Below are 24,450 nucleotides of genomic sequence, written 5' to 3' on the forward strand. Positions count from 1 at the left end.
CGACCTAGCTCCATGTCGTCAGGCGCCCGCCGCACCGGGGGCCGGGTCGGTCACTGGCTCCAATGCCTGCGACCCCGCCGCCTTTGGAGCAACGGGGCCACAGATGAGGTCCGCGCAAGACCCGATGTTCGCCTCAGACGGCTTCCGCGACCTTGCCCTTCGCGGAGGCCAGGATCTCGGCAACCATCTGGTCCGCCACCGCGATCGTCGTCATGCGCTCCTTGCGGCTGATCTCGATGATCTGCGCGACGCGGCTGGCGATCTGGGCGAGCCGCTCGGTGCGATACTCGGGACCGGCGCGGTGCACTTCGCTGGCCACGCTGATGATGCCGCCGGCGTTGACGACGTAATCCGGCAGGTAAAGGCAATCGCGCTTCAGCAGGTCACCGGCAACCGACGGCTCCAGCAGCTGGTTGTTCGCCGCGCCGCAGACGAGCCGGGCGGTCAGCTGCTCCACGGTCTCGCGGTTGAGCACACCGCCAAGGGCGCAGGGCGCGAAGATGTCCATCTCCTGCGCAAAGACCTCATCCGGCGCGCAGACCTCCGCACCCAGAGTGTCACGGGCGGTCTCGACGGCCTGAACGTTGACATCAGAAACCAGCAGCTGCGCGCCAGCGGCATGGAGCTTTTCCGCAAGGCTCCAGCCGACGTGGCCGAGGCCCTGCACCAGCACGCGGCGGCCCGTCAGATCGTCGGTGCCGAACACCGCGCGCGCGCCGACTTTCAGACACTGGAACACGCCCTCGGCGGTGAAGGGCGAGGGGTCGCCGCTGGCGTGGGCACCGTCGTCGAGTCCTACCGCGTAGGAGGTCTCCTTGGCGACAATGGCCATGTCCTCGGGCGAGATGCCGACGTCCTCTGCGGTGTAGTAGCTGCCGCCGAAGCTCTCGATGGCCTGCCCGAAGGCGCGGAAGAGCGCCTCGGTCTTGTCGCTGCGCGGATCTCCGAGGATGACCGATTTGCCCCCACCCAGGCCGAGGCCGGCCATGGCATTCTTGTGGGTCATGCCGGCGGCTAGCCGCAGCACGTCGGTCCGCGCCTCGTCCAGGGTGGCGTAATTCCACATCCGGCAGCCGCCGACCGCCGGGCCACAGGCGGTGGAGTGGATGCAGACGAAGGCGCGCAGCCCGGCTTCTTCGTCCTCGATATAGACAAGCCGCTCGTAGCCCGCGGGGGCCAGTTCCTCGACAAGTTTCAGTGCCATGTGATCCTCCAAAGCCGCTCTGCCGGTGATTGCACTTAGTATCGCATGAGCTGTGCGGCGCTTTCCGCCAAAGTGGTGGGGCTATTTCCAAAGCTTGGCAGGTTTTCTCCACGAAACATGAAATTCGTAGAGACCTTTTCTCCACTAGCTGCCATCATGCGCCAGAAGGCGCGCAGATGTCGCCATGGCTAGCGGAATCACCGCCACGCGCTCTGCGCCTGACGCACGCACGGGAGAGATGTCATGCCGATAGCGCTGGATGAGCTCGATCGGAGGATCCTTCGGGCCCTGCAGTACGACGGCCGGATCACCGTCGTCGATCTCGCCGAGAAGATCGGCCTGTCGCCGACGCCTTGCAAGCGGAGGGTGCAGCGGCTCGAGGACTCAGGCCTGATCAGCGGCTATGTCGCAAAGATCGATCGCAAGGCGTCGGGCTTCGGTGTCACGGCCTTCGTCTCGGTGGAACTGGAGCGCTCCGATGCGGCGGACGTCGAGCGGTTCCAGAAGGCCGCAGCCGGGATTGAGGAGGTGGTGACGGGCATGCTCATGACCGGGTCTCAGGATTTCCTGCTCGAGGTGCTGGTCCGGGACCTCGAGGAGTACGAGCAGGTCTTGCAGAACAAGCTGATGAAGATCCCCGGCGTCCGCAACGTGCGCACGCAATTTGCCCTGCGCAAATTCGTCGAAAGAGCGCGCATTCCCTAAGGCGCAATGGTCGCCGTCTTTCGGCGGCCATCTCAGCGTCACCTGACGACGTCTTCACGAACTTCTTCGATGGAAAGCGCGAGCCCTGCCTTGCACTCAACCGCTCGGCCACCTCCCTGACCTGACCGCCCCCTTTGCGTGATCTGCGCGACGGCTTCTCGGTTGAGGCACCGTTCTGCCGCTTGATCGGGGGTGGTGCGTGGAAGCTTGGCGCAAGGCTCGGTCGGGAAGGTCATGCAGGCCAGGATGCCCCCCAGCCGCGTTCGCGAGCTTGCCGCGCATCTGGTCCGCCACAAGCCGCAACTGCGCCTGCCCCGCCGCAGGCCCAGGCCGGGCGAAGGCACAAGCAATGAAGACCAAGACCAGTGGCGAACGCGGCGCTGCACGGTCGTGGACAGGAGCCGGATGGTGGCGGCCCTGATGCCCTCATACGCAGCGCTTTCTCACGCGAGATCGCCGCGCAATTGCTTGCCGAGCAGCGGCCCACGAGCTTCACGCAGCCAAGGCCACGACGGACGAGATCGCGGAGAAATCCGGTTCAGAAGGGCTCGGCTTCGAAGGTGTCGGGCGCCATGCCAAGCACCTCGTCCCAGCTCCTCCCCCCTGCGGACGCAGGCGATAGGGATCGCGTTTCGAGGTGCGCATACATGAAGGCGACGCGTGGTCCCGGTTAAGCCCCGCTGCAGGGTCGACAGGAACTGAGAACAAACTGGCGACGTGCTCCGGACATTCTTGAAACTGCCGTCGCCGGGACGGCAGTTTCACGCGGGCCTCATCATCCGGATCCGGTGGCAGATCACCAGATCAGACGCTGGTCGCCTCCGAGTTTGGAGTTCGACAGATTGTCGATGTCGGCGATCTGCTCCTCGAGGTCCGGGTCACTCTGGTAGCGAAGATAGGCGACGGCCCAAGCCATTTCGAAGTTCTCCGGCGCGTCATCGATCTTTTGCTCGCGGCCGGTCCGCGCCTCGATCCTTTCAGGGTTGTCAAAACCGTCCAGCGTGTAGTCGACAGCCTTCTTGATCGCGCCATCGCAGGCGTCGAAGATCTCGGGATCTTCCTCTGCAAGCAGGGCTGCCGTGATTACCAGCGCCTGTACGGCGTGCATCTGGTAGTGCAGCGCAAGATCGCCACGCTCCATTTCCAAGGGCAGTGCGCCGTCCTCTTCCACCATGCAGGCGGAATATTCGACGGTCTCGCGCCCCCACTCGACGAGGTCCTCGTCTCCCGTCGTTAGGCCGATCCGGGTCACGCCCATCGCCGCCCATTGCCGCAGATTGTTCCGCGACGCGCGGGGGGGCGCTTCCTCGTCGAAGTACGTCATGGTCGCCTTCGCTCGATCCTCGAGCCAGCCTTCGATGACCGATTGCTGTTCCTCGGTCGGTTCAGCCACGGTCAGCGCATTGCTGTAGGCGAAGGCAATCCCGCCCAATCGGCTCGGAGCCGAGATGTTCGCGTTCATCGTGGTCAAATCCGACAGGGCGTCGGCTTCGGCCCAGGGCAAGAGGCGTTCGTAGAGGCATTCCGCGGCCGCAACGCCACGGTCTCCCGATCGGGTCAGAGCCCGATTGCTTTCGCGCGTCAGGTCCGAAATGAAATCATCGACCGGCTCCAGCGCCGCGTTCACCGCAGCATTGGCGTCTTCGTCGAAATCCGACCGGGTTTCGCTGTCTTCGGTGTATCGGCTGCCGTAGCTCAGGGACACGACAGGGTCGACCGGCGCCATGCAATCGGACTCATCGCCCGCATCCGCGGTCGCCTCCTCCTCCGTTTCCGGATCCGACGCGTCCGTATCGGACAGTTGAACCGGATCGATCCCGGGGGCCTTTTCGTCCTCCTGCGCGAATGAGGGGCTCATTGGCAGGAGCGCAGCCAGAACCGCCAGCGTTGTGAGTGCAGTTCCCTTCATTGTGTAGCGACCTCCGCGATCTGCATCGAGTTCATCAGTGAAACAGCGTCCTCGTTACCTAGGGCGGCAGCCTTCTGAAGCCAGTCGCGCGCCGCCTCGGGATCGGCCTCGGCGCCAATGCCGAAGGCGAGGCTACGGGCAAGCTCGACCATCGCGGCAGCGCTGCCGGCGTTCGCGGCGCGGCGCAGCCATTCGCCGCTTTCGCTGATATCCGCCTGATTGCTCGCAGAAGCACGCAACTCGCGCGCATGGTGCAGCATGGCTTCCGAAGAGCCGGCTTTTGCAGCCGCGAGCCACAGAGCGCTGGTATCGACCCGCGTCTCGACGTCCTGCCGAATGTCCGCCTGCGCATTCGCGAGTTTGTCCAGCACCGAAGGCAGCTGATCAGGGGCAGAACGTTCCGCCAGGGCCACATAGTATTCCGCGGCCTTTTCGGGATCGTAGCCCGGCGTCTCCGGCTGTTCGACCTCGGTCATCAGGCGGAACACGGCGGGACGATCACCTTTTTCATACCCGGCCAGCCAAAGGTTGCGGGCATCCTCGGCGGCATCGTCACCAAGCATATCGGCGTGCGCCATGATGAGATCCCCGAGATTCGTGTGCGACCATGCGCTTTCGGTTTTCACCAGCTCTTTCGAGATCCGCACCCATTGCGCGAACTGATCCGGCGAGCCGTGTTCCGCGAGCACTTCGGCCATCTGCAGCCCTTCGCTGAAGGTGCAGGTGGTTGCCGCGCGCGCATGACGGATCAGACTGGCCTTCTGGTCGTCCGAGAGGCTGTCCAAGTAGCGCAGACCAAGAAGGCTCGCTTCGAAATCGCCGCGCGCTTCGATCACCGGGGCAAAGGTTCTCGCGAGCGTTGTGGGGTCCGGGTAAGTCTCGGGATTAATCGTCGTCAGCAAAGTCATGGCACGACCGTATCCTTGGTCGGCCAGTTGCAGCGCGATCGCTTCGGCGTCCTTGCCTTGCGGGAAGCGGTCCACGAAGCGCAGTGCCAGATTGTCCCCGAGCGCATCGACCCATCCTTTACCATCCGTGGGCGAGACGGCCGCGGCACGGGCGGCGATCAAGGACCAGTAGGATTGCTCTTCGGCAGAGATTGCCTCGTTTGACGCCAAAGCAATCAGGTCGCTGGCCGAGGCATCCACCGAAAGAACGGCCTGCGCATGGTCGAGGACCGTGCTCATCATGTGGAATGGCAAGGTGGGGGCAACGCCATCTTTGGCTTGGACGAGCGTTTCCCCGAGCGTGGGGTCCGGTGCCTCGGTTTCGGCCCCGGCCAGCGACTGCCAATAGCCGACCCGATCGACAAGAGGCGCATCGGGTGCCTTGCACAGATTTGCCTGAACCAAGTCGTTAACGGGACCCGAGCGGCCGATCTGTTCCACGGAGAAGATCAGGTCGTCGATGCCCGAATAGAAGGACTCTGCATCCCCGAGGCCGATGTTGAGCAGGGCCCGTTGCCGGATCGCTTCCGGATCACCGAGGGCGACACCCTTGGCATAATAGTCCATGGCCTTCTGTTCACCCGCCCAGCGACCTTCGCGTGCCAAAACGCGATCCGCGGCTTTGGGATAGGCCCAGCCAGGCGCATTTTCGCTCTCGATAAGCGCTGAGAGCGCCTTGTCATAGTCCTCGGTGCGGGCCGGATTGCCCTCGCGCAGCCTGTCGAGAAACAGCGTCAGGCGGCCCATGCCGGCACGATCACCCGATGCGGCTGCGCGCTGGTAAAGCTCCTCGGCCTGCGTCAGGTCGCGCTCCAGCAACGCGCCATCTTCATACAGGCGACCGAGTTGAATGAGCACATTCGGATCACCGCCCGTCGCGGCGATGCCAAGGTAGTGCAGCATCACCTCGTTGTCCTTCGAGATCTCCTCCGAACGCAGGTGCATGTCCGCAACGCTCCACGCGGCGTCGGGGCTGCCGAGGTCCGCAGCAAAGCGGAACCACCGTTCGGACAGCTCATTGTCCACCTGCACGATGTCGCCGTTCCGGTAGGCGCGTGCGATGTTCACGACACGATCGCAAATGGTCTCGTCCAGCCGACCGACCTGCGACGCAAAGCCCATCATGACCGTCATCTTCGGTTCGACGTTCCAGTTCGGCACGTCGATGCCGCGCTGCTGGAAGCTGGCGATGCTCAGCAGGCTGTTGGCATCTCCTCCACGGGCGGCGGCAACGATCAGTTGCAGACCCCGGTCCCGGTCGGGCGCGACACCCTTGCCCTGCATCAGCCATTCGCCCAGGCGACGTTGGTTCTGCGGTTGTTCGGCAGCCGTCGAGGCTAGAGCTTTCTCGATCAGCCCCTCGGCGCGGACGTCCGCCGCCTGGCCAGCCTCGAGCCGCATCTCGATGGTTTCCATCAACTGCTTGTCGCCGTCGTAGGTCGCGTCGATCGTCGGCAGGAGCGCAACGACCTTTTCACCCACCGGCAGCCATTTCACGGGGTCGATCGCCATGAGACGGCGCATGTCGCGGCGGACAAGCGTCGAGTCCATGCCAGAGAGGGATTGACCATCCCAACCGTCCCAACGGGTCGTGATCACGCTGTCGGGCGCCCGGATTTCACAGACCGGCTGCGCATCGATCTGCGGCGGTTCGAAATCGACCTTCACCGGTGCCGCGGCCATCGCCGGGGCGGCGACAGCCAGGAATGTTCCAGCCAGCAAGGCAGACCGCGCGCTCTGCAGAAGCGGCCTGATGCGCATCGGGGTAACGTTCATCATTCGCTCCACCCCTGGCTCAATTGACCTGCGACGCTTTCAGCGCCACGAGCTCGTAGTTTCCGTTGGTCCCGCTGAACACCAAGGTGGTGCCTTCGCGCCGTGCCAGCGCCACGTCGGACGCAGCCGCCAGCGTCTCGTCCCCGCTGCGCGCCTCGAAATCGAGAGACAGCGGGGCCTTGAGGGCAACCCAGTCGCCGCTCCCTTCGCCTACCCCCTCCAGCGCCACGCGCTTGGCGGCAGGGACGTAAAGGTCGACGGCCGGCTTGTCGGAGATGTTGTAGAACGTCAGGTCGGCCTGGGCCGGGCTGTGACCCAGCGGATCGGTGACCAGAACACCCTTGCCGTCTGCGGTGACCAACCAGCTGTTCCAGCTGCCCTTGGCAATCTCGGCAGTTCCGTCGATGCCCGCGGCAGAGACGTCGACCGTGCCGGGCTCTTCGATGGTCACATATGGAGAAACACCCTCCCCCAGGTCCGAGAAATTCTCGCCGGCGATGATGGCCGACGCATCCCGCACGGCGACGACGCGCAGGTAGCCCGCGTCGGGATTTGCGGCGTTGTCATACAGCTGGGAGTCCTGCGCCGCCGCGGCCTGACCGAATACGATCATGGCAATCGCGGAAGCTACAGTGCGGATTTTGGTCGAGGTGAAGTCGCTCATCTTCATTCTCCAAAGTTGGGGCAGAGGCTCAGGCTTGCGCCGTTGGGGATGGGGCGATCGAAAGCAACCTTGATGCTCTCGATCGGCAGATCGACGTAGGGCCCGAGCCCCAGCCAGAAGTTTCCGGTCGCCCGCAGGCGGTCATCACGGTTCGAGAAGTAGCGGCGCGACACGCCATCCGTGGTCACGAGGGTGAATTCCGCGTTCCGCGGCCCTTCGGACCCGAAGCGGGCCAGGATCGCATCATCGGTGTCGAACGTCGCGCCACCGAGCTCCGCTTCGAGGGTTTCCGAGGTGGCGGTGACCTTGAGGGGATCGGAGCAGGCCGCGGAAGCAGCCGCCGTCAGTTCTTCGACCGGGCCTGTGCCGAACTGCAGCAGATCGGTGTAGATCGGGTTTTCCCAGACGATGAAGCGGGGGCGCTGCTCCAGATAGTCCTGCGACGTCAGATAGGAGATCAACGCCCCGTACTGGCCACCACCGGTCACAGCATAGTTCAGCACCTCGAGACCCGAGTATTGGGAAATCCAGCCCGCAAAGTTGTTGGTCGGGTTGTCCGAGAAGGACGTCCCCAGCAGAACGACCTGGCTCTGCTCTTCGGCATCCGCAAAGATGTCGAGCGGGCCGGCGTCGTCCTGCTCGGGGGTCGTGTCCGCATTGGTTTCAAAGCCCAAGGTTTCCACTTCGGGCAGGGGTTCACGACATTGGCGCTGCATCGCACGGCGCATGTTGGAAAAGCCTTCGAGCTCGCCGACCTGCCGCGTTTGATAGCTGCTCGGGGTAAGATCACCGTAGCCCGGGTGTTCGACGATCTGATCAGCCACGGCCCGCGCCGCACGGCGCGCGCCTTCAGAGGTCCAATGGTAGTCGGACCGGAAGAACAACGGCGTGTTTTCCGTCCCGTACTTGGCGACCTCCGCCGGATCGAATGTATCCAGCATCCGTGTCAGGAGGTCGGCGGTGACGACACCGCTCGCACGCAGGTTCTCGATTGACACCGCGTATTCGGCACGGGCCTTTTCGACGTCATACCCGGTGGTGACGAACTTCGACGGGAGGTCTTCGGGCATGGCCTGCCCTTTCGTCGGCACCGGCGCGAAGATCAGGGTCGTGCCCTGCTCTTCCAGGGCGCGGGCGATGCGGGCGACCGCATCAGCTGCGCGGTGGTTGATGATCTGTCCCATCGTGAGATCGGTCGCGACGCGATAGAACACGCCATCCTTGCCCTCTTCGGCACGCACCAGACTGGATTGTTCCAGGCCGGCACAGCCAAAGCTGGACTCTTGCGCAGCGGCCGCCGAAGCGGCCCCGCATAGCCCGAGCGCGACCATGGCGAAAACGGTCAGATTGGAACGGTGAGTGAGGGTCATTCGATTTCCCCTGCCTGATCAGATTGCATTTGGCGAAGCAGGTTTTGTCCCAGCGCAACCATTCCCAGATCGTTCACCGAACCGGCAAGGTTGATGGCTTCCTTGGTGCCTTCGATATCGCGCGCCGCGATCTTCTGGCGGACGATCAGCTCGATGGCATCATTCTGCCCGTCGGCTGCCGCCATGCGTGCATAGCGCTCGCTCTTCTCGGTATCGGTCGTTCCGAAGACGTCGCCGTCCTGCCAGGCGCGGGCAAGCCGTGCCGCCGCTTTGGCTTCGCCGTTGCTGGCCGCAAACTCGAGCGCATTGCCGATGCTGCGCAAACGGGCCGGCTGGTTCTCGAACGCATTGGCCTCGAGCCCGACATCGAGCGCATCAACGAGCCGGGACGTCGCGAAAAGGCGTCCGCTGATCACGGAAGTGGCGTAGTAATGCGCAATGTCGGACGCCAGCTCGGGACGGTCCATCGCCTCGAGCTTCTGACCAACGGCCCATGCCGCGAGCCCGTCGCCCGCATCCGCGAGGTTCCGAAGCCGTCCGTAGCTTACATGCCGGTCTTCAAGCATGTCGCGGCGGGTCTGTCGCAACCGGGCGCTCGGCAGCTCCCGTGTCGCATTGATACCGAATGGCGATGAAATGCTCTCCCCGCTGGCCGGGCTGACCATGAGGCCGAAGCCCAGACCAACGAGGAGAAGCACCACACCCGACCTTGAGCGAAGACCGGTCGGATTATTCCGACAAGTAGACCGGGTGTGTTCGGGAAAGGAGGACCATGTCGCGACGGTCCGATGGGTCAGGATTGTCTCAGTCGACATGGGTTTCTCCTTTGTTGTTCAGATCGAGCGAGGCCAGTTGGCCGGTCTGCCCTGCGGCGTCGGTCAAGGCAGCCTGCAGGGTCTCTGCGATCTGCAGGCTCGTCGGCGCGTCCGCGTCGATGCGCGCCAACTCGTCGGTCAGCATGCCACCCGCGAGGATCGCCTGATCCTTCTGGGCCTCTTCCGGTTCCCAGATGCCGGGGTCGGACAGGTAGCGGACGGGAATTTCCCAGATGACGCGCTGCGGAGGCGCATCGCGGAACGCAGGGTCGGCGAGCATCTTGAGGAAGGGCTTCACGGGGCCGCGCCCCTCTTCGGCATAGTTCACGATGTCGCTCTGCATCGCGATCTTGAGGCTTTCCTGAAAGGACCAGTCCGGGTTCGCCGAATAGGACGTCCCGACCAGCACAGTCGGCAGGGCAGAGGCCGCAAAGAGATCATCACCAGAGCCGAAGATATCCTCCCCATTGTCCGCCGCGGCGGCCTCGGCCTTGAACAGGCGTGCCGTTTCTTCCTTGAGACCGATTGCGTTGGCGTAATTCTCGGTGGTGATGAACTTGGTCAGATCCCCATGGAACGCGACCGTCCCGGTTTCGACAGGCTCGAACACGGCGTCGCCGCTCGGAAGGTCGGCAGCGATCGCCCGCGCCACCGCTGCCGCGCCGTCGCGTGTCCAGTGCGTGTCGGACGCGTAGAAGACCTGCGAGACCTCGGCTTCGATCACCAGCGCGGTCCGGCTGTCGACGGTGTCGATGCCCATCGCACGCAGCGAGGCCAGCACCTCGTCGTAGCGGGCTTCCAGATCATTGGCCATCGACGGGTTGCGGGTTTCATCGCGGTAAATGTCGGCCTTGCCTGCAAGCGGAACGATCGTAAGAGCGACGCCCATTTCGCGCAGCGTCTCTTCCAGGACCTCGATGCGGGCGAGGCTCGCCGAAAGCGGCTCCGGCATCGAGCGTGCTTCTTCGGCGGTGAACAGCCAGCCGTCGCGGCCGGGCACCACACCCTCCTTGCCTTCTCCCAGCGCCAGCCAGCGCCCGGCGCCGACGATCCCGGAGGCAAAGTCTCGATGCGGCAGTGCATCGCTCCACGTCGAGTCGATGGCGGCGGTTGCCTTTCCGTCGAACCAGGATCTGGCTGTCCAATGCGCCTGCTCTATCCGCGCCCCGACGTTCGGCAGCGCTTCCGAGGCACTCCACGCCGAGTAGGCGACGAGAGCTGCGGGTATGGCCATGCGTGCTATCGTTACGATCATAGGTCTCGCCTCAGAACTGGAAGTAGAGGAAGGGGGTGGAAGAGGCTTCGGCGATGCGGAGAACGCAGGCGACCAGCAGAACTGCGATCACCAAGCTGGACAGAACCGCGCCCAGGGTATTGGTCGAAGCGACGCTGGCCGCGCCTCCCGATCCGGCCACCTCGGGGGCGCCGCCGCCCATCGTGCCGCCCGGTGCACTGGCCCAGATGGACCGCACCCAGAGGTTCAACCTCGGCTCGAAGGCAGCGATCAGCAGCGCGATGCACAGGAAGATCAGCTGTTCGGTCCGGATCTGCACCGCGATGTCGAAGGGCATCACCATGCCGTGCAGTCCGACCATGCCCGCGAACACATCCAAGGCCTGCCCCATGTCCGCCGCCCGGAAGAACACCCAGCCGATCAGCACCACCAGAAGGGTGCGCGCCAGCGACAGGGGGCCATCCCCGCGCGGCACGAAGCGCGCACGTTCCAGGGCCAGCCAGGTTCCGTGCCACACCCCCCAGACCAGGAAGGTCCAGTTTGCGCCGTGCCACATGCCACCCAGCACCATCACGATCCACAGGTTGAAGTAGGTCCGGGCAGTGCCGTGACGGTTGCCGCCGAGCGGGATGTAGAGATAGTCGCGCAGCCAGACCGACAGCGAGATGTGCCACCGGCGCCAGAACTCGGTGATCGACCGCGAGATATAGGGCGTCGCAAAGTTCTCGGTGAAGCGGAAGCCCATCATCATGCCGAGGCCGATCGCCATGTCGGAGTAGCCCGAGAAGTCGAAGTAGAGCTGCAGCATGTAGGCCACGGCGCCGAGCCAGGCGAGCGGGGAGGCCGGGTCAGGATTGTTGAAAGCCAGGTCCGCCAGCGGTGCCACGGCATCGGCCAACAGGACCTTCTTGGACAGGCCGATCACGAAGCGCGCCATGCCGTCGGTGAACATCTCGGACGTATGGCGACGGTCGCGAAACTGGTCGGCGAGATCCTTGAAGCGCAGGATGGGTCCGGCGATCAGCTGCGGGAACAGCGCGATGAAGGCCGCGAAGTCGATCAGGCCGGTGTCCGCCGGCGCGTCCTTGCGCCATACATCGACGAGGTAGGAAATCGACTGGAACACATAGAAGCTGACGCCGATCGGCAGGATGATCTGCCAGTGAAAGCCGATCTGATCCGGCGTTGTTCCGAACGCTCCGGTCAGACTGTCCATGAAGAAGCCGAGATACTTGAAGATCCCCAGCACACCGAGATTGCCGACGAGACCCAGAACCAGCCACGGCTTTGCCCGCCCCTCGTCCCGACGCTTGTCGACCATGCGCCCGCAGATCCAGGTGAAGACCGTGGTCGCGATGAGCAGGAACAAAAAGTCGATCCGCCACCAGCCATAGAAGCCGTAGCTGCCCAGAAGGATTGTAAGGTTACGACCTTTGGACGGCGTCAGGTAGTAGGCCACCAGAAAGAGCGGCAGAAAGAGGAAGAGGAAGGTTTCGGAAGCGAAGACCATTGTCAGATCCCTTCACACGCGGTGGATGCGGCCTGCCGTGTGCCGTTGGAGAAGTTGAAAGATTGATTTTCCTTGCGCGCCGCCAGCCATGGGCTCTGGTTCAGGCCCAGCTCCCCCCCCAGAAGACGGGGCATCTGGTTCGGCAGCCGGTTGCCTTTCAGCGTGAGGTCGGACAGCCCCGCGCCGCGCACGCCTTCGCGATTGCGCCCGATCAGGTTGCTCGCGAGAGCCAGCTTGCTTCCCGGCAATTGGTCCGACATCGCAACACCCGCCGCGCCGTTGAACAGCGCAACGTTCCGACGTGCTTCGACATCACCGGTCCGGCTCAGTTCGATGCCATTGCCGCCGGATGCCAGGACGAGGTTCGAGGTCAGCTCGCTGCAGGTTGTGCCGCGCAATTCGATCCCGGCCCCCGCGGCGCTGGCGACCACGTTTCCGTCGATTGTCAGCGACCGGCTGAAACCGTCGATCAGAATGCCTTTGCCCTTGGCCGAGGCGATTGTGTTTCTTTCGATGTGCGCTTCCGAGAGGTTCCTCAGGTGCATCGCCGCATAGAGACCGGGCGTCGTCATGCGGTTGCCTGAAACAAGCGCCCGCGGGCTGTCTTCGACCTTCAGGCCGCCAGCGTATTGCCCTGCAAAATCATTGCCGCTCACGACGGTGTCCTGAACGCCGCTGACTGCGACCAGATGGACGTCGTCGAACCGGCTGTTGAGAATGCGGGACGTCTGATCCGGCCGGTACAGCAGCCCGGCGGAAATCGAGAGCCCCGACATGCTGTCGGCCTGTCCGGCATCCCGGTCCGAAACGGCGCCAAGGCCAACAAAGCGGGCATGGTTCGACCGGAAGACGCCCTGCCCCGCCACCGCGACAAACGGTGCGAAATGTGAGACCCGAGGGTTGTGCGATGTGGTCGACGCGATCGTTGCGCCATCGACCGACATTTCACCAAATGCGAGCAGGTATGCGCCGTCTTCACGCGACAAATAAAGAGCCTCGCCCTCGCTGAGCTGCAGGCTGGCCCCCGGCCAGATCACCAGCGGTCGCGTCAGGATGACGCCGCTTTGCGCACGGATGATCCCCGGTGTCCGAGCCTCAACCAAGCCGTCGATCGTCGCCGCGCCCTTTTCGAGGTAGATGGCGTCATCACCGTCCGATGCGGACTCGATTGCTCCGGTCGCGACCGGACCCGACAGCGACGTGAAGCGGGTCAGGGCCAGGGCCGCGGAACCTGTCGAGACCTCCGGCACCCCCGAAATGGTCGGGAATGCCACACTTTGCGACGGCGCGTGCTCCGTCGTATCACCGCCGTCCCCTTCGAGGCCGAGCTCGCCCCACAGGAGGCGCGCACCTTCCCGAAGGCTGTTCGCGTCGGAGGACTGGGACAGAGCCGACAGATCGCCGGAGGAAACCCCCGGGAGCACGAGGCCCGTGAGACGATCGCTCGACAGAGCGCCAAGCGACGCAGCCGCCGGTTTGCGAGCCTCCATTTGAAGGCTCGGTTTGGGCGTGGTCACGATCGGCACCAATCTCTCGGCGGCCAGAGCAGCTGTGCCGCCGAAGACCACCGCGGTTCCGATCATCAAGCCCATGAGAACCCCACAGGTCCCTTGGCGGGCGCGGGCCGCGCCGATCATGGAGGGCGGCATGGGGGACAATCGCTGCTGCATCACTCTTTCCTCCCGGGCGATCAGGCCGCGCCGAGCGTTCCGTTGGGAGCGCTGCGGGTCGTCAGGTCGTCGAGCTTCGCCTCGATCTGGCCAAGCTCCTCGATCTCGGCTTCGGTCTTCGCGACCTCGACAGCTTGCTCGGCAAGCGCCTTCAGCTCGGGGACGGTGACATGCAGCAGGAGGAAGGGTTCTTCACCGTCATTGACCAGCGGCATGGAGTAGTCCGGATCGATGACTACGGAGACCCCTGCATTCAGGCGCTTGACGCCGGTGGGCAGTTCGCATTCGGCATTCCCCGAAACCGCCGTCAGGATCGAGAGCCCGTGGCCGGTCCCGTTCACCATCAGCTTGCCGCCCTTTTCAACGCTCAGCATGTCCATTTCGTAGCTGCCGGTATCTCGCAAACGCTCGATCTGGCCCCACGGCATGTCACGGCGGCGGTGGCTGGAAACCTCGACCCGCTTGCGCTCCTTGAGCTGCTCGACGATCTTCTTGACGTCCTGGCTATGGTCGCGGCTTGCCAGCAGCAGCGCGTCCGCCGTGTCGACAACGATCACATCATCAAGACCGATCACGGCGACCAGGCGATCCTCGGAGCGGATCAGCGAATTGGAGGTCTCGTGGGTGATGACATCACCCTGGGTGACATTGCCGTTGCCGGCCTTTTCGGAAATCGAATGAACGGAGTTCCACGCACCAACGTCGTCCCACTTGATCCCCGGCAGCGGTGCCAGCGAAATGCGGTCGGAGCGTTCAAAGATCAGACGTTCAGTCGGTTCATTCGACGACCGGACAAAGGCCAGCTCCTCGAGGATCGACGCACCAAGCTCATCGAAATGCGCCTTGGCCACCGCTTCGGAGACGGCCGCAAGCGTGCCCTGGTCGTAGCGGGCAAATTCGCTGACCAGCAGATCGGCGCGCAGCATGGAGATGCCCGAAGCCCAATAGGACCCGCCTGCATCCAGCAGCGCCGTCGCGTCTTCCAGAGGCGGCTTCTCGATGAACTTCGAAACGTGGTGCAGACCGGCGTAATTTCCGAAGGCACCGCCATCGGTGATGTAGCCGTAGCCCGTTTCTGGATAGCTGGGCTCGACACCGAAGGTGATGATGCGGCCGTTGTCGGCAGCATCTGCCATCGACATGATGATGCGGTTGATGTCGCCGGTGATGATGTGATCGGACGGCAGAACCAGCAGCAGAGCGTCCGGATCATTGCGTAGCGCAAAGAGCGCTGCCGCCAGTACCGCCGGGCCCGTGTTCCGGCCGATCGGCTCACCGACGATGGTCGCATCCATGCCGATGCTGCGCATCTGGCGTGCCACGATGGCCGTCTGCTTGGCATTCGTCACGACGATCGGGTCCCCGAACCCTTCGACGTGATGGCGCAGCATGGTTTCCTGAAAGAACGTGTTGGAGCCGGCCCCGTTGACGGACTGGAACTGCTTGGGCTGATCGATACGCGACATCGGCCAGAGGCGTGAGCCCATGCCCCCGCAAAGGATCGTCGGAATGATACGATGGGTCATTTGTTACTCCACGCTTGCAAATTTGGTTGCGATTGCGTCACGGATCCCGTCGAGACCATTGGCAAAGGGGTAATCGTGTTCGATCGTCAGGCGGGCCAGTTGTCCGGCGCGACCGGCGTCGATGCTGGCTTCGGGAACAAGGTCGATGAACAGGGGACGGCCCGAGGTGTCTGCCGCCGACGACGACAGAGAGGCTTCGTCTGCATGGGTGGTGATCGACGTGCCATCGGCAAAGCGGGCCTCGATGGCGCGCGCCTCGGCCAGTGAGTACAGCTGCTCCGGCTCCACGCGCACCTTGAGGATCAGCGGAGCGTCGGCCTGGGAAATCTGCAGAACGGGCTGGCCGGCCTGAACCGTAGCGCCCAGCTCCGGACCCGCCGAGACCGCGGTGCAATCGTCGCAGGGCATCGCCACCGACAGCGTCTCGCCAGAGGTTGCGCGGATCGAGAAGGCCACCTCCCCCATCGCGGCTTCGGTATCGAGATAGTCGATCTGGCCGGCATCGATTGCCGTCAGAGCGCGACCCGCCGTTTCGACCCGGGCCGGGGCAACGACATGCTCGACGAAGAAGCGGTCATGGACCAGCCATGCAGCCCCGCCGATCAGCGCAATGGTCGCGGTCGCGACCAGCAGGCCGTTGCCGATGGTCCGAAGCGTACTGCCGCCGCCGCTGGCGGCTTGCTTGCCACCTTTCGACGGCTTGTTCGGCTGCAGAGCCACCCCCAGAACGCGCCCCATCGAGACCACGTCTCCTGCGATATAGGAGTTCAGCACATGCCGGAGCTGCGGCAGATGCGGGCCGGTCGGATCGGTGAAGGTGACCTCGATCTCGCCGTTGCCGGGATTGATGTCGGTGATGCGCCCCTCGACCGCGATGGCCAGCTGAAAGGCCTCGAAGGGAAACGAAAGACGCAGCAGGCGGTCATGCCCGACGAGGTTCGGATCGGCCAGGCCGGTCAGCTTGACGCCGGTCAGCGAAACGCCCGCCCCTTGGTACTGCCGTCCGTCGATCTCTGCCGCGAAGGGAAGCTCCATCATCGGGTGATCGCTGGGCAGACTTGTCGCCGGCACGTCGTGCAGGTGACCACTGCCCCCGTCGATTTGGCCGGATTCTGCGTGTGTAATGGACATGGTGGGTTCTCCCTTTGCGGGCTACGGCAATTTGAGGACTTGAAGGTCTTGGTGGCGTTCAGCGCAGGACGCCGGAGAGGAACAGGGTGGCCAGCGCGAGCCAGCCCAGTGCCAGAGAGTGAACGAAGGTCGAGGAGTAGGCCCGGACGCGCTGTCCGAGTGGAGGACGGGCCACCTTGCCGGCACTCCCCCCTGGCTGGCGGGTCCATTTCTGGCGGTCGAGCCGGAACAGGATGTAGCTCTTGACCGTGGCTCCGAAGACCTGGCTGAACCAAAGCAGGAAAGGGTAGGTGATCGGAAACCCGGGCTCGCGGACCAGCGAGAGGATCCAGCAGAACACGTAGCGGGTGAACAGGACCCACGCGACATAGGCTGGCAGGACCATCACATCGACGAAGAGCGTCCCCCAGATCACGGACAGGGGGCCCGCGATGGTCGTCCAGATGCCCAGGCGCTGATCCAGAAGCGCCCATTTCGTGTAGTATCCGATGGTCGAGGTGCTCAGGGCCAGGGCCCGGCCGTTGGTCCGCAGCATGTTGCCGAACCAGCGCACCATCAGCGTTATCGCGCTGTCCATGAAGCCGGGCTTGGGCTGGCTTTCCATGGAAACCGAGGCGACATCCGGCAGGTAGCGCATCAGATACCCGTTGGAGAGCAACCAGAACCAGGTGGATTTGTCGTCACCGGTCAGGAACTTAACAGTGCCGAGGCGCCAATGTTCGATACTGTCGGATTGCACCTGGGCAATGAAGCCCGGGTCGGTCAGCAGATCGGCGCGGAATACCGACATGCGCCCGGTCAAAGTCAGCACCCGCCCGGAAAGGCCCTGCGAAGACATCATCATCTGCCGCTGCGAGAATCGGAGATTGTACCAATCGCGGAACAGGCCGGGTTCCGGAGTTTCCGCGATCTCGTCGGTCGTCAGAGCACCCACGCGCGGATCGGTGAAGAACGGGGCCGAGGTCTCGACGATATCGACCGGGACACAGGTGTCGCCATCGGCCACCACGACGATGTCATGCCGGGTCGGGCTCATCCTGGAGATAAGTCGATAAGAGCGCGCAAGGGCATCCCGCTTGCCGGTACCCGGTATCCGGTCGAGGTGAAGCTGCACCCTCGACAGGTCCACGTCCCGGGGCATCAGGTCCCAGATTTTCCGGATCAGCGTCTCGTCGGCCAGATCGACAACCGAGACCACGATCGTTGCCCCGCCTCGCGACGCAGCCGCGGCACGGAAGATCGACCGATAGACGCGTGTGGTAACATCCGGCTCGATCTTGAAGGACGTCACCAGGAAATAGGCATGGGCCGGTGCGGGCAGCGCGCCGTAGGCTCTTTCCGCCCGCGCCCGGAGGCGCGGGAAGACGTAGTTGAGATAGATCGCTGCGCGCGTGAAATTCACCGCCGCCCAGCTGTAGCGCCAGATGCCGATCAGACCGACCACCACGAGGCCCTTCGAGACAGAACTGATATCGGCAGCGAGCACAAACACGCTCAGCCAAACCAGAACCGCGAGGTAGGTAATATGCGCAGCGATCCGGGCCATCTTACCAGCAGATCCCCTCGTAGGTGCCGTTGGACCGGGCCTTCGCCGAAATCCGGGTAAGATCGACCATCGGACGGGTTGCCATTGCCGTCTCCAGCGGAGCAACGGTTTCGGCATATTTGTTGCCGACAAGGATGATGTCGCTGGTGGCGATCAGATCATCGATGCTGCCGACCATCTTGTCCTTCAGGTCGAGTCCATAGTCATTGCCGCGACCGGCCGCGGAGTGATTGTTCTGATAGGCCTCGTTGACGAACGGATCGTAGACCGCGATCTCCTTGCCATCTCCCAGAAGCTTCGACGCCAACGTTGCCAGCGGGCTTTCGCGGAGGTCGTCGGTCCCGGGCTTGAAGCTGATGCCCACCATGCCGACCTTCTTGGCACCGCTCTTCTCGATCATCTGCTCGGCGCGTTTGATCTGCGCCTCGTTGGCGATCAGAACTGCATCGAGGATCGGCGTATCGAGACCCTTCGCGTCGCCCAGGGCACGCAGGGCGCGGACATCTTTCGGCAGGCAGGAACCACCGAATGCGAAGCCGGGACGCATGAAATAAGGGCTCATCGCGGCTTTGTTGTCGGAGCAGAGGATTTTCATCACCAACTGCCCATCGATATCATTCGCCTTGGCGATGTTTCCGATTTCGTTTGCGTAGGACACTTTCACGGCGCGCCAGGAATTGGAGGTGTATTTCACCATTTCCGCGGTACGCAGGTCGACGGAATTGATCGACCCTTTGATATCCTTGTTCAGCGCAGTCAGGAATGCACCGGTCACCTTATCCAAGGACCCGAAGACGATCAGTCCAGGCTCCTTGTGATCTTCGATTGCGGTCGACTCCCGCAGGAATTCTGGATAGTAACCTACGCCGAAATCCACGCCAGCCTTCATTCCAGATGCTGCCTCGAGGGTCGGAATACAGGTGCCTTCCATGGAGCCCGGCACGATGGTCGAGCGCATGATGACCGAATACCAGGTATCCTGAGCCTTGATCGCTTCTCCGAGCTGGGTGCAGGCGGCTGCCACGTAGTCCAGACCGACCGAACCGTCGGGAGCCGAAGGGGTTCCGACACATACAAAACATGCTTCGGTCTTTGCAACTGCCTCGGCGATGGACGTGGTCGCAACGAGTTTTCCAGCGGCCACGACTTCTGCGATCAGTTCCGGGAGGCCCTCTTCAACGATCGGCGACATGCCGGCATTGATGGCTTCGACCTTTCCCGGGTCGACATCTACGGCGACGACATTGTGGCCGTCGCGTGCCAGACAGGCGGCCGAAACTGCCCCGACATACCCAATTCCGATTACTGCGATGTTTGCCATTCGGCATTCCTTTCAGGGTTTGATCAGACCCGAATTTGCGAGATATTCGCCTACCCGGAAACTGTTTCATCACGCATTTGCGCCTCACACGGTTCAGCGAATTTTCGCCACACGCCTTCACGTTGCAGGATCAAGGTATTCTTGCTGCAGATGCAAAACAGTCGGGAGAAACCCTTTTTGTGTCAGGATTGCGCTTATTTTTTGTGGTAACTTTTCCCACAAGAGCTCCATTTCCCTGACAAGATGACGAAATCATGTCAGGAAAATCCTTAGGCGGGAACTTTCCGGCATCTGGCGTGTTTAGGGATATTTCGCGCCGCCGCAGGCACAAAAAAAAGACGCCAAAGGCGCCTTTCTTCAAATCAATATTTTTTCTGAGTGATGGCCCTACTGCTGGGTGACCCATCCCGACCGGAGCGCATGTCCGACGATATCCTTGCGCGTCCGCAATCCCAGTTTCGATGCGCCCCTGGCCTTGTAGGTCTCCACCGTCTTGGAGGAGAGGTCCAACTCGTGACCAATCTCTTTCATACTTTTGCCGAACGCGACGGCGCGCAGGACAAAGGCCTCACGTTCCGTCAGTTCCGCCTCCATCGGGGACTTCCGGATCCGGTCGATGAGGATCGGATCAGCGTCGACGTCAGGAGCAGCTTGAAACATTGCCTCTGCAAAGGCCTGTTCGACATGAACCAGCCCATGGCGAACCGAGGCCACCGCAATCTTGACCACCTGCAGGTCAACCTGCTTTGACACCACCCCGCTGAAACCAAGCGTCAGCAGCGACCGCACCGTCTCCTGGTCACCGGCTTTCATCACGCCGCAATAAGCAATGTACCGCGGCTTCTTCGAGAGCCCGGCACCGATGATGTCCATCGCAGCTTCGAGCTGGTCACCGAACTGGCACGGATCAATGATGATCAGATCGGTTTCCGGATCGATGTTCGCCGCAAGCAGATCACCCAGCATGGACTGACCTGTGGACACAGTCAGCGCCTTTGCAGCCACACTTCCGTCTTCCTGGAGCAGCATCGAGATCCCGGCAACCAAAACCGGATTTGTGTCCATAATGAGCACATTATGGATCGTATTGTACTCGTTCATAGAAGTATGACCCCTAAAATGGCAGCAGCTTAGAAGTCACCAAGAGCTTGTCGTATATCGCAGGGGGACGATGTGATCTCGCGCCTGCAGAAATCAAGCAACAGAACGGCGACCTCACCCCACGTCATTGTTAAACTTAGGTTAAATTTTGGAATTTTTTCGACTCACTACCATAGGTTGCATTACTCGCGGCAGACTCACCCTATTTGGCTGATCTTTCGCGACAATTTCAACTATTGGATGCATGCGGTATCCGCAAAATGTTCCAAACGAGGCGGGGATAAGGCTGCGATCCGCTGAGATAATGTAAGCAGGAAGCGCATCGATAGCGCCGGCTTCGCGGCGATGAGGCATGGTCGGCGCGGTTCCAGCTACCCGGACCTGCGGGCGTCGGACTGGGAAGTCCATAGGCCGCCAGTGCATCCGGCAGCGCCAAGCGGGCCCATCCGCATTTGCCCAAACCTGAAACAGAACTCGGTTCACGCCCCCATGATGGGGCGCGTTCTGCATGGGTGGCATTGATTATGGTTGGCACCGGTAGAAGCGTGGTTCTACCGGTGCCGCTGGTCGGCGAGCAGCGTGGCGCGCTGCTCGCCCCTGTCAGCCGAGTTCGTACCAGTCTGCGAGGTTATCGATGGTTACGTTCTCCAGGTAGAGGCTCCCGGCCTCGGCAGTGACCGTCAGACCACCATCCGACACGGAGAACTGCAAACCCGTGGCGCTTTCACCGCTTTCAAACCAGCGATAGAAGCTCTCCAGAATCTCGCTATCCGATTGATTTTCAAAGTAGAAAACATCACCATCACCGGCATCGAAGTCGGTGATGACAGTGTTGCCCTCAATTATGACAAATTTGTCGGAACCATCTCCGCCTTCAAGCGTATTATCCCCAGAGCCACCATTGAGCTTGTCGTCGCCATCGCCCCCAACAACCGTATCGTTACCAGCGTTGCCATAAATGGTGTCGTTGCCAGATCCGCCAAGAAGGTAATCGTCACCGTTATTGCCACGCAGGTTGTCGGCGCCCTCCCCACCAAGGAGGGTGTCGGCGCCATTGCGCCCCTGCCCGCGATCATCGCCGGCACCGAGGTCAATCCAGGTCGACACATCGGATGCAGACACCGTGTCGTCGCCGCCAAGCGCGAAGACAACTGTCTGGTCCTCGTCGGCAACCAGCCGCTCGGCCTTCGCCGTGCCTGTGAGCTTATCCGTGCCCGTGAGGTCGCTTGTCGGAACCTCGGCCGGGAGATTGGAGCTCTCCGCCTCCTTGGTCGGCGCACTCTCAACAGCCTCGCCATCGTCGTCGGTTGATGGGCCAGAATGCTGTGCACCGCTTCCGGAGGAAGCTTCAGTCTCGGAGCCACTCGCGGAGATCAGAGAGGCCAGGTCTTTGGAGACACGGTACTCCGTGCCGCCCAGCTCTACGAATTCCACGCGCTCATCTATCAGCAGGGAGCCGGTATCGTACTCGAGCAGCACGCCAGCCGAGGTTTCAGAGACTGAGACCGGCCCCAGGTCCGTCCCGACGGACACCGTGTCGTTTCCATAGCCACCGAAAACGGTATCGTCGCCGGGTGATGCCTCGAAACGATCGTGTCCGGACCCCAGGACGACATAGTCATCCCCCGCTCCGCCAATGACGGTATCAGGACCGCTCTGCGCATCGACCTCGGTCGCAGCACCGGACAACACCAGGGTGTCGCGGCTCGAGGTTCCGGTGAAGACCGCAACAGCCCCCGCATCAGGCACGCTAACGGATTCGTCGGTGGCGTCTTGGTCGCTTTCGATGTCGCCGGACCCATCCGACGGCGATTGACCCTCGCCCTCCGCGGCATCCTCGTCCCCTGGGAGATCTTCGGAAACATCTCCGGGCACCTCATCATCGAGAGAGACGTCATCATCGGCACGGTCTTCCGACCACCCGCCGTTTGCGATCAGCCAGTCAAGCTTGTCGGAGAGCGAGAAGCTCTTCCCGCCAAGCTGAAGCACCTCCACGCCATCCAGCAGCATCGATCCACCGGCATGTGTGACGAGCACGCCGGAGCCGCTAGCAGAGACGGAAATGTCGTCGATGCTCCCGTCAAGAATGACCGTATCGTTGCCCGAGTTTCCGATCAGCGTGTCGTTGCCGCCGGAGGCGTAGATGACGTCCGAGCCGGTTCCCATGTCGATCCAATCGTCGCCGGCACCGCCCGTGACCGTGTCGGCACTGCCGTACATGTACGCGACTCCGCCGGCGTCGGTCAGCTCGATCTGTTCGGCCCGCACAGTACCCTGAACGTTGGTGAACAGCACCGTGTTCGCATCCCGATCCGTGGGCGCGCCGTAGCTCTTCCCTCCGTCGTTGACGAAATAGGTCAGGCCCAGCGATCGCTGCTCGGCCTCGGTGTCCCGGATGGAGTTGTCGACGACCACGGTGTTGTCCGTGTCGAGGCCGCCGTGGAAATTGATGTCGCGGTTGGTGTAGGTGACGTGGACATCATTTCCCGAGGCCGACGTGTAGGAGGCGAACAGCACCGCATGGCGCGTGTCCATGATCGTCAGGTCGCTGAAACTGCTGTCATAGACATCCCGGATCCACACCCCGTAGCCGTTTCCGTCCGAGCCCTTGTTATGGGAGCCCTCTACGGTGAGACCATCGATATCGGCGTCGACGGACTTGGCGATGACCAGACCACTGGAGCCGGCCTCGATCATGGAGACATTGCTCAGCGAGAACCCCGACGAGGTGTTGACGAGGATCATCATTCCATCGTCTTCGGCCGAGATCGTATTCGAGAAATCGGTGGGGTCGGAACTGCCGTAGTCCCCCTCCAGAAACAGGTTTTGGATCGCAACATCATCGACGGTGTCGACGAGCTGCACCGTCGCAGAGCTGTCGAAGTCGAAATCAAGCTCGTTGTCGAAGCCGATCTTCCGCCCGTCGACAGAGGTGATCGTCACCAACTGCGTGCGCAGGTCCTTGCTGTCCTTCTGCCACGCGGTGTCCCCGATGTCGTCGTACAGCGCATCGTCGTTGGGCATGGTGATCCAGATCACGTCGCCGACCTGAAGGTCATGACTTGCACTGGCCAACGTAAGGCTGTCCGCACCCTTGGTTGCGGTCGACACCGAGAGCTCGGCCCCAAGGTCCTCTTCGAAGAGGTTCTCGCCGACCTGAAACGCGGGGTCTCCCGCCATCGAGTCGTCCAAAGTGATGACGGTGCCGCCAGCGGCATCGCCCTCGATCGTCACGCCATCGGTGGTGATCTTCACCGTGGAAGTGAACCTGTATTCGCCAGCAGCAAGTTGTATCACCGTCCCTTCGGAAGCGGAATCCACTGCTCTCTGGATCTCGGCGGAGGAAGTCCCCGCCTCTATTTTTATGACCATTGCCACTACAATCCTTAGTCGTGAGGGTTCTAGGGGTGGTCTTCGCTCGCTGCACGGTTAGCACAGAAAAAGTGGGAAATTTATGGTCTGGCCGTGACAAAAATCGACGAACCGTGGTTGACGGCGGTATTATGCCTTGATCTCGGACACTTTCGAACTAAGCCACGGTTTTCGTGACGCTCAGGGCCCAAAAAAACGTCACTGTGAGAAGTATCTTGCGAGGTTACTCCGATATCTGCCGCCTCGCCTTTCGAGCCGGCGTCACTCAGAGAAGCAACCGTCGACGCCGAGGACTTTCAGCTTGTATTGCGACCACGCCTCCCGGCGAGGTGGTCGCCGCAAACTGCGCTACCAGTCTTGCCGCCAACGATGGCGAGGATGGCCCGCGCTGACCTCCCCCGCCCCGGTATGCCACCCCCGGAGCATCGCGGCTTTCTGATCTGCTCAGGGCATGGTGATCGCGCGCCCAAACCAGATCTGCCGCACCTTCTCTCGGAATATTGCTGCCCGATGCCCCGCCGAGTGGTGGACATTTTATACAGCCCCATGCTGCGGGGTGCCCCCTACCGCGGCCCGAGCAAGGTCCGGGCGGCGCGCCAGTTCTTTGTGGGAGACCGCCCGTCAGTTCAGCATGAGACCGCCATGGGCC

At 62.5% G+C, this 24,450-nt stretch carries 16 protein-coding genes and 1 pseudogene; 1 reads left to right on the top strand and 16 read right to left on the bottom strand.

The genetic code is table 11. From position 1 onward, the window contains the following. Window positions 1-133 precede the first annotated feature (133 nt). Window positions 134-1,204 carry a Leu/Phe/Val dehydrogenase gene (locus BM397_RS11840; protein ID WP_092424204.1) on the bottom strand — a complete coding sequence of 357 codons (1,071 nt, stop codon included), beginning with the start codon at window positions 1,202-1,204 and terminating at the stop codon, window positions 134-136. Between the two features lie 243 nt (window positions 1,205-1,447). Here BM397_RS11840 and BM397_RS11845 point away from each other — a divergent pair, with 243 nt between their 5' ends. Continuing rightward, window positions 1,448-1,909, top strand: coding sequence for an Lrp/AsnC family transcriptional regulator (locus BM397_RS11845; protein ID WP_092424206.1), 462 nt, complete (start codon window positions 1,448-1,450; stop codon window positions 1,907-1,909). A 169-nt stretch (window positions 1,910-2,078) separates the two neighbouring features. On the opposite strand, the pseudogene BM397_RS11850 reads toward BM397_RS11845, so the two are convergent. The 15 genes and pseudogenes from BM397_RS11850 to BM397_RS11920 form a co-directional block, all read right to left on the bottom strand. After that, window positions 2,079-2,495 (bottom strand): annotated as a pseudogene (locus tag BM397_RS11850) (IS256 family transposase); the annotation flags it as partial. A gap of 210 nt (window positions 2,496-2,705) precedes the next feature. After that, a complete protein-coding gene (locus BM397_RS11855) occupies window positions 2,706-3,818 on the bottom strand; it encodes an alginate lyase family protein (RefSeq protein ID WP_092424208.1) in 1,113 nt (370 codons plus the stop codon). Beyond that, complete coding sequence (locus BM397_RS11860; protein WP_092424210.1) at window positions 3,815-6,544, bottom strand: tetratricopeptide repeat protein; 2,730 nt, start codon at window positions 6,542-6,544, stop codon at window positions 3,815-3,817. The genes BM397_RS11855 and BM397_RS11860 overlap by 4 nt, the downstream gene beginning before the upstream one ends. 16 nt (window positions 6,545-6,560) lie before the next feature. After that, window positions 6,561-7,205 carry an alginate O-acetyltransferase AlgF gene (locus BM397_RS11865; protein ID WP_092424212.1) on the bottom strand — a complete coding sequence of 215 codons (645 nt, stop codon included), beginning with the start codon at window positions 7,203-7,205 and terminating at the stop codon, window positions 6,561-6,563. Between the two features lie 2 nt (window positions 7,206-7,207). Then, window positions 7,208-8,575 (bottom strand): alginate O-acetyltransferase AlgX-related protein, encoded by a 1,368-nt coding sequence (locus BM397_RS11870; RefSeq protein ID WP_092424214.1) that lies wholly within the window; start codon window positions 8,573-8,575, stop codon window positions 7,208-7,210. Beyond that, complete coding sequence (locus BM397_RS11875) at window positions 8,572-9,390, bottom strand: hypothetical protein (RefSeq protein ID WP_143015367.1); 819 nt, start codon at window positions 9,388-9,390, stop codon at window positions 8,572-8,574. Before BM397_RS11875 ends, BM397_RS11870 begins: the two co-directional genes overlap by 4 nt. Continuing rightward, the gene (locus tag BM397_RS11880) at window positions 9,380-10,624 is read right to left on the bottom strand and encodes an alginate O-acetyltransferase AlgX-related protein (RefSeq protein ID WP_176806610.1); all 1,245 of its coding nucleotides are present in this window, start codon (window positions 10,622-10,624) and stop codon (window positions 9,380-9,382) included. The genes BM397_RS11875 and BM397_RS11880 overlap by 11 nt, the downstream gene beginning before the upstream one ends. 31 nt (window positions 10,625-10,655) lie before the next feature. After that, a complete protein-coding gene (locus tag BM397_RS11885) occupies window positions 10,656-12,134 on the bottom strand; it encodes an MBOAT family O-acyltransferase (RefSeq protein WP_092424220.1) in 1,479 nt (492 codons plus the stop codon). A 2-nt stretch (window positions 12,135-12,136) separates the two neighbouring features. Then, a complete protein-coding gene (locus BM397_RS11890) occupies window positions 12,137-13,804 on the bottom strand; it encodes a right-handed parallel beta-helix repeat-containing protein (RefSeq protein ID WP_092424222.1) in 1,668 nt (555 codons plus the stop codon). A gap of 20 nt (window positions 13,805-13,824) precedes the next feature. After that, on the bottom strand, window positions 13,825-15,330 hold the full coding sequence (locus tag BM397_RS11895) for a mannose-1-phosphate guanylyltransferase/mannose-6-phosphate isomerase (RefSeq protein ID WP_092424224.1): 1,506 nt from the start codon (window positions 15,328-15,330) through the stop codon (window positions 13,825-13,827). Between the two features lie 3 nt (window positions 15,331-15,333). Next, a complete protein-coding gene (locus BM397_RS11900; protein ID WP_092424226.1) occupies window positions 15,334-16,461 on the bottom strand; it encodes a hypothetical protein in 1,128 nt (375 codons plus the stop codon). Window positions 16,462-16,519: 58 nt separating this feature from the next. Beyond that, window positions 16,520-18,007, bottom strand: coding sequence for a glycosyltransferase (locus tag BM397_RS11905; protein WP_245696057.1), 1,488 nt, complete (start codon window positions 18,005-18,007; stop codon window positions 16,520-16,522). Between the two features lies 1 nt (window position 18,008). Then, the gene (locus tag BM397_RS11910) at window positions 18,009-19,328 is read right to left on the bottom strand and encodes a nucleotide sugar dehydrogenase (protein ID WP_092424228.1); all 1,320 of its coding nucleotides are present in this window, start codon (window positions 19,326-19,328) and stop codon (window positions 18,009-18,011) included. 387 nt (window positions 19,329-19,715) lie between these two features. After that, window positions 19,716-20,429 carry a response regulator transcription factor gene (locus BM397_RS11915; protein WP_092424230.1) on the bottom strand — a complete coding sequence of 238 codons (714 nt, stop codon included), beginning with the start codon at window positions 20,427-20,429 and terminating at the stop codon, window positions 19,716-19,718. Between the two features lie 600 nt (window positions 20,430-21,029). Then, the gene (locus BM397_RS11920; RefSeq protein ID WP_143187062.1) at window positions 21,030-23,801 is read right to left on the bottom strand and encodes a calcium-binding protein; all 2,772 of its coding nucleotides are present in this window, start codon (window positions 23,799-23,801) and stop codon (window positions 21,030-21,032) included. Window positions 23,802-24,450: the final 649 nt, after the last annotated feature.

Source organism: Alloyangia pacifica (assembly GCF_900116195.1).
GTDB lineage: Bacteria > Pseudomonadota > Alphaproteobacteria > Rhodobacterales > Rhodobacteraceae > Salipiger > Salipiger pacificus.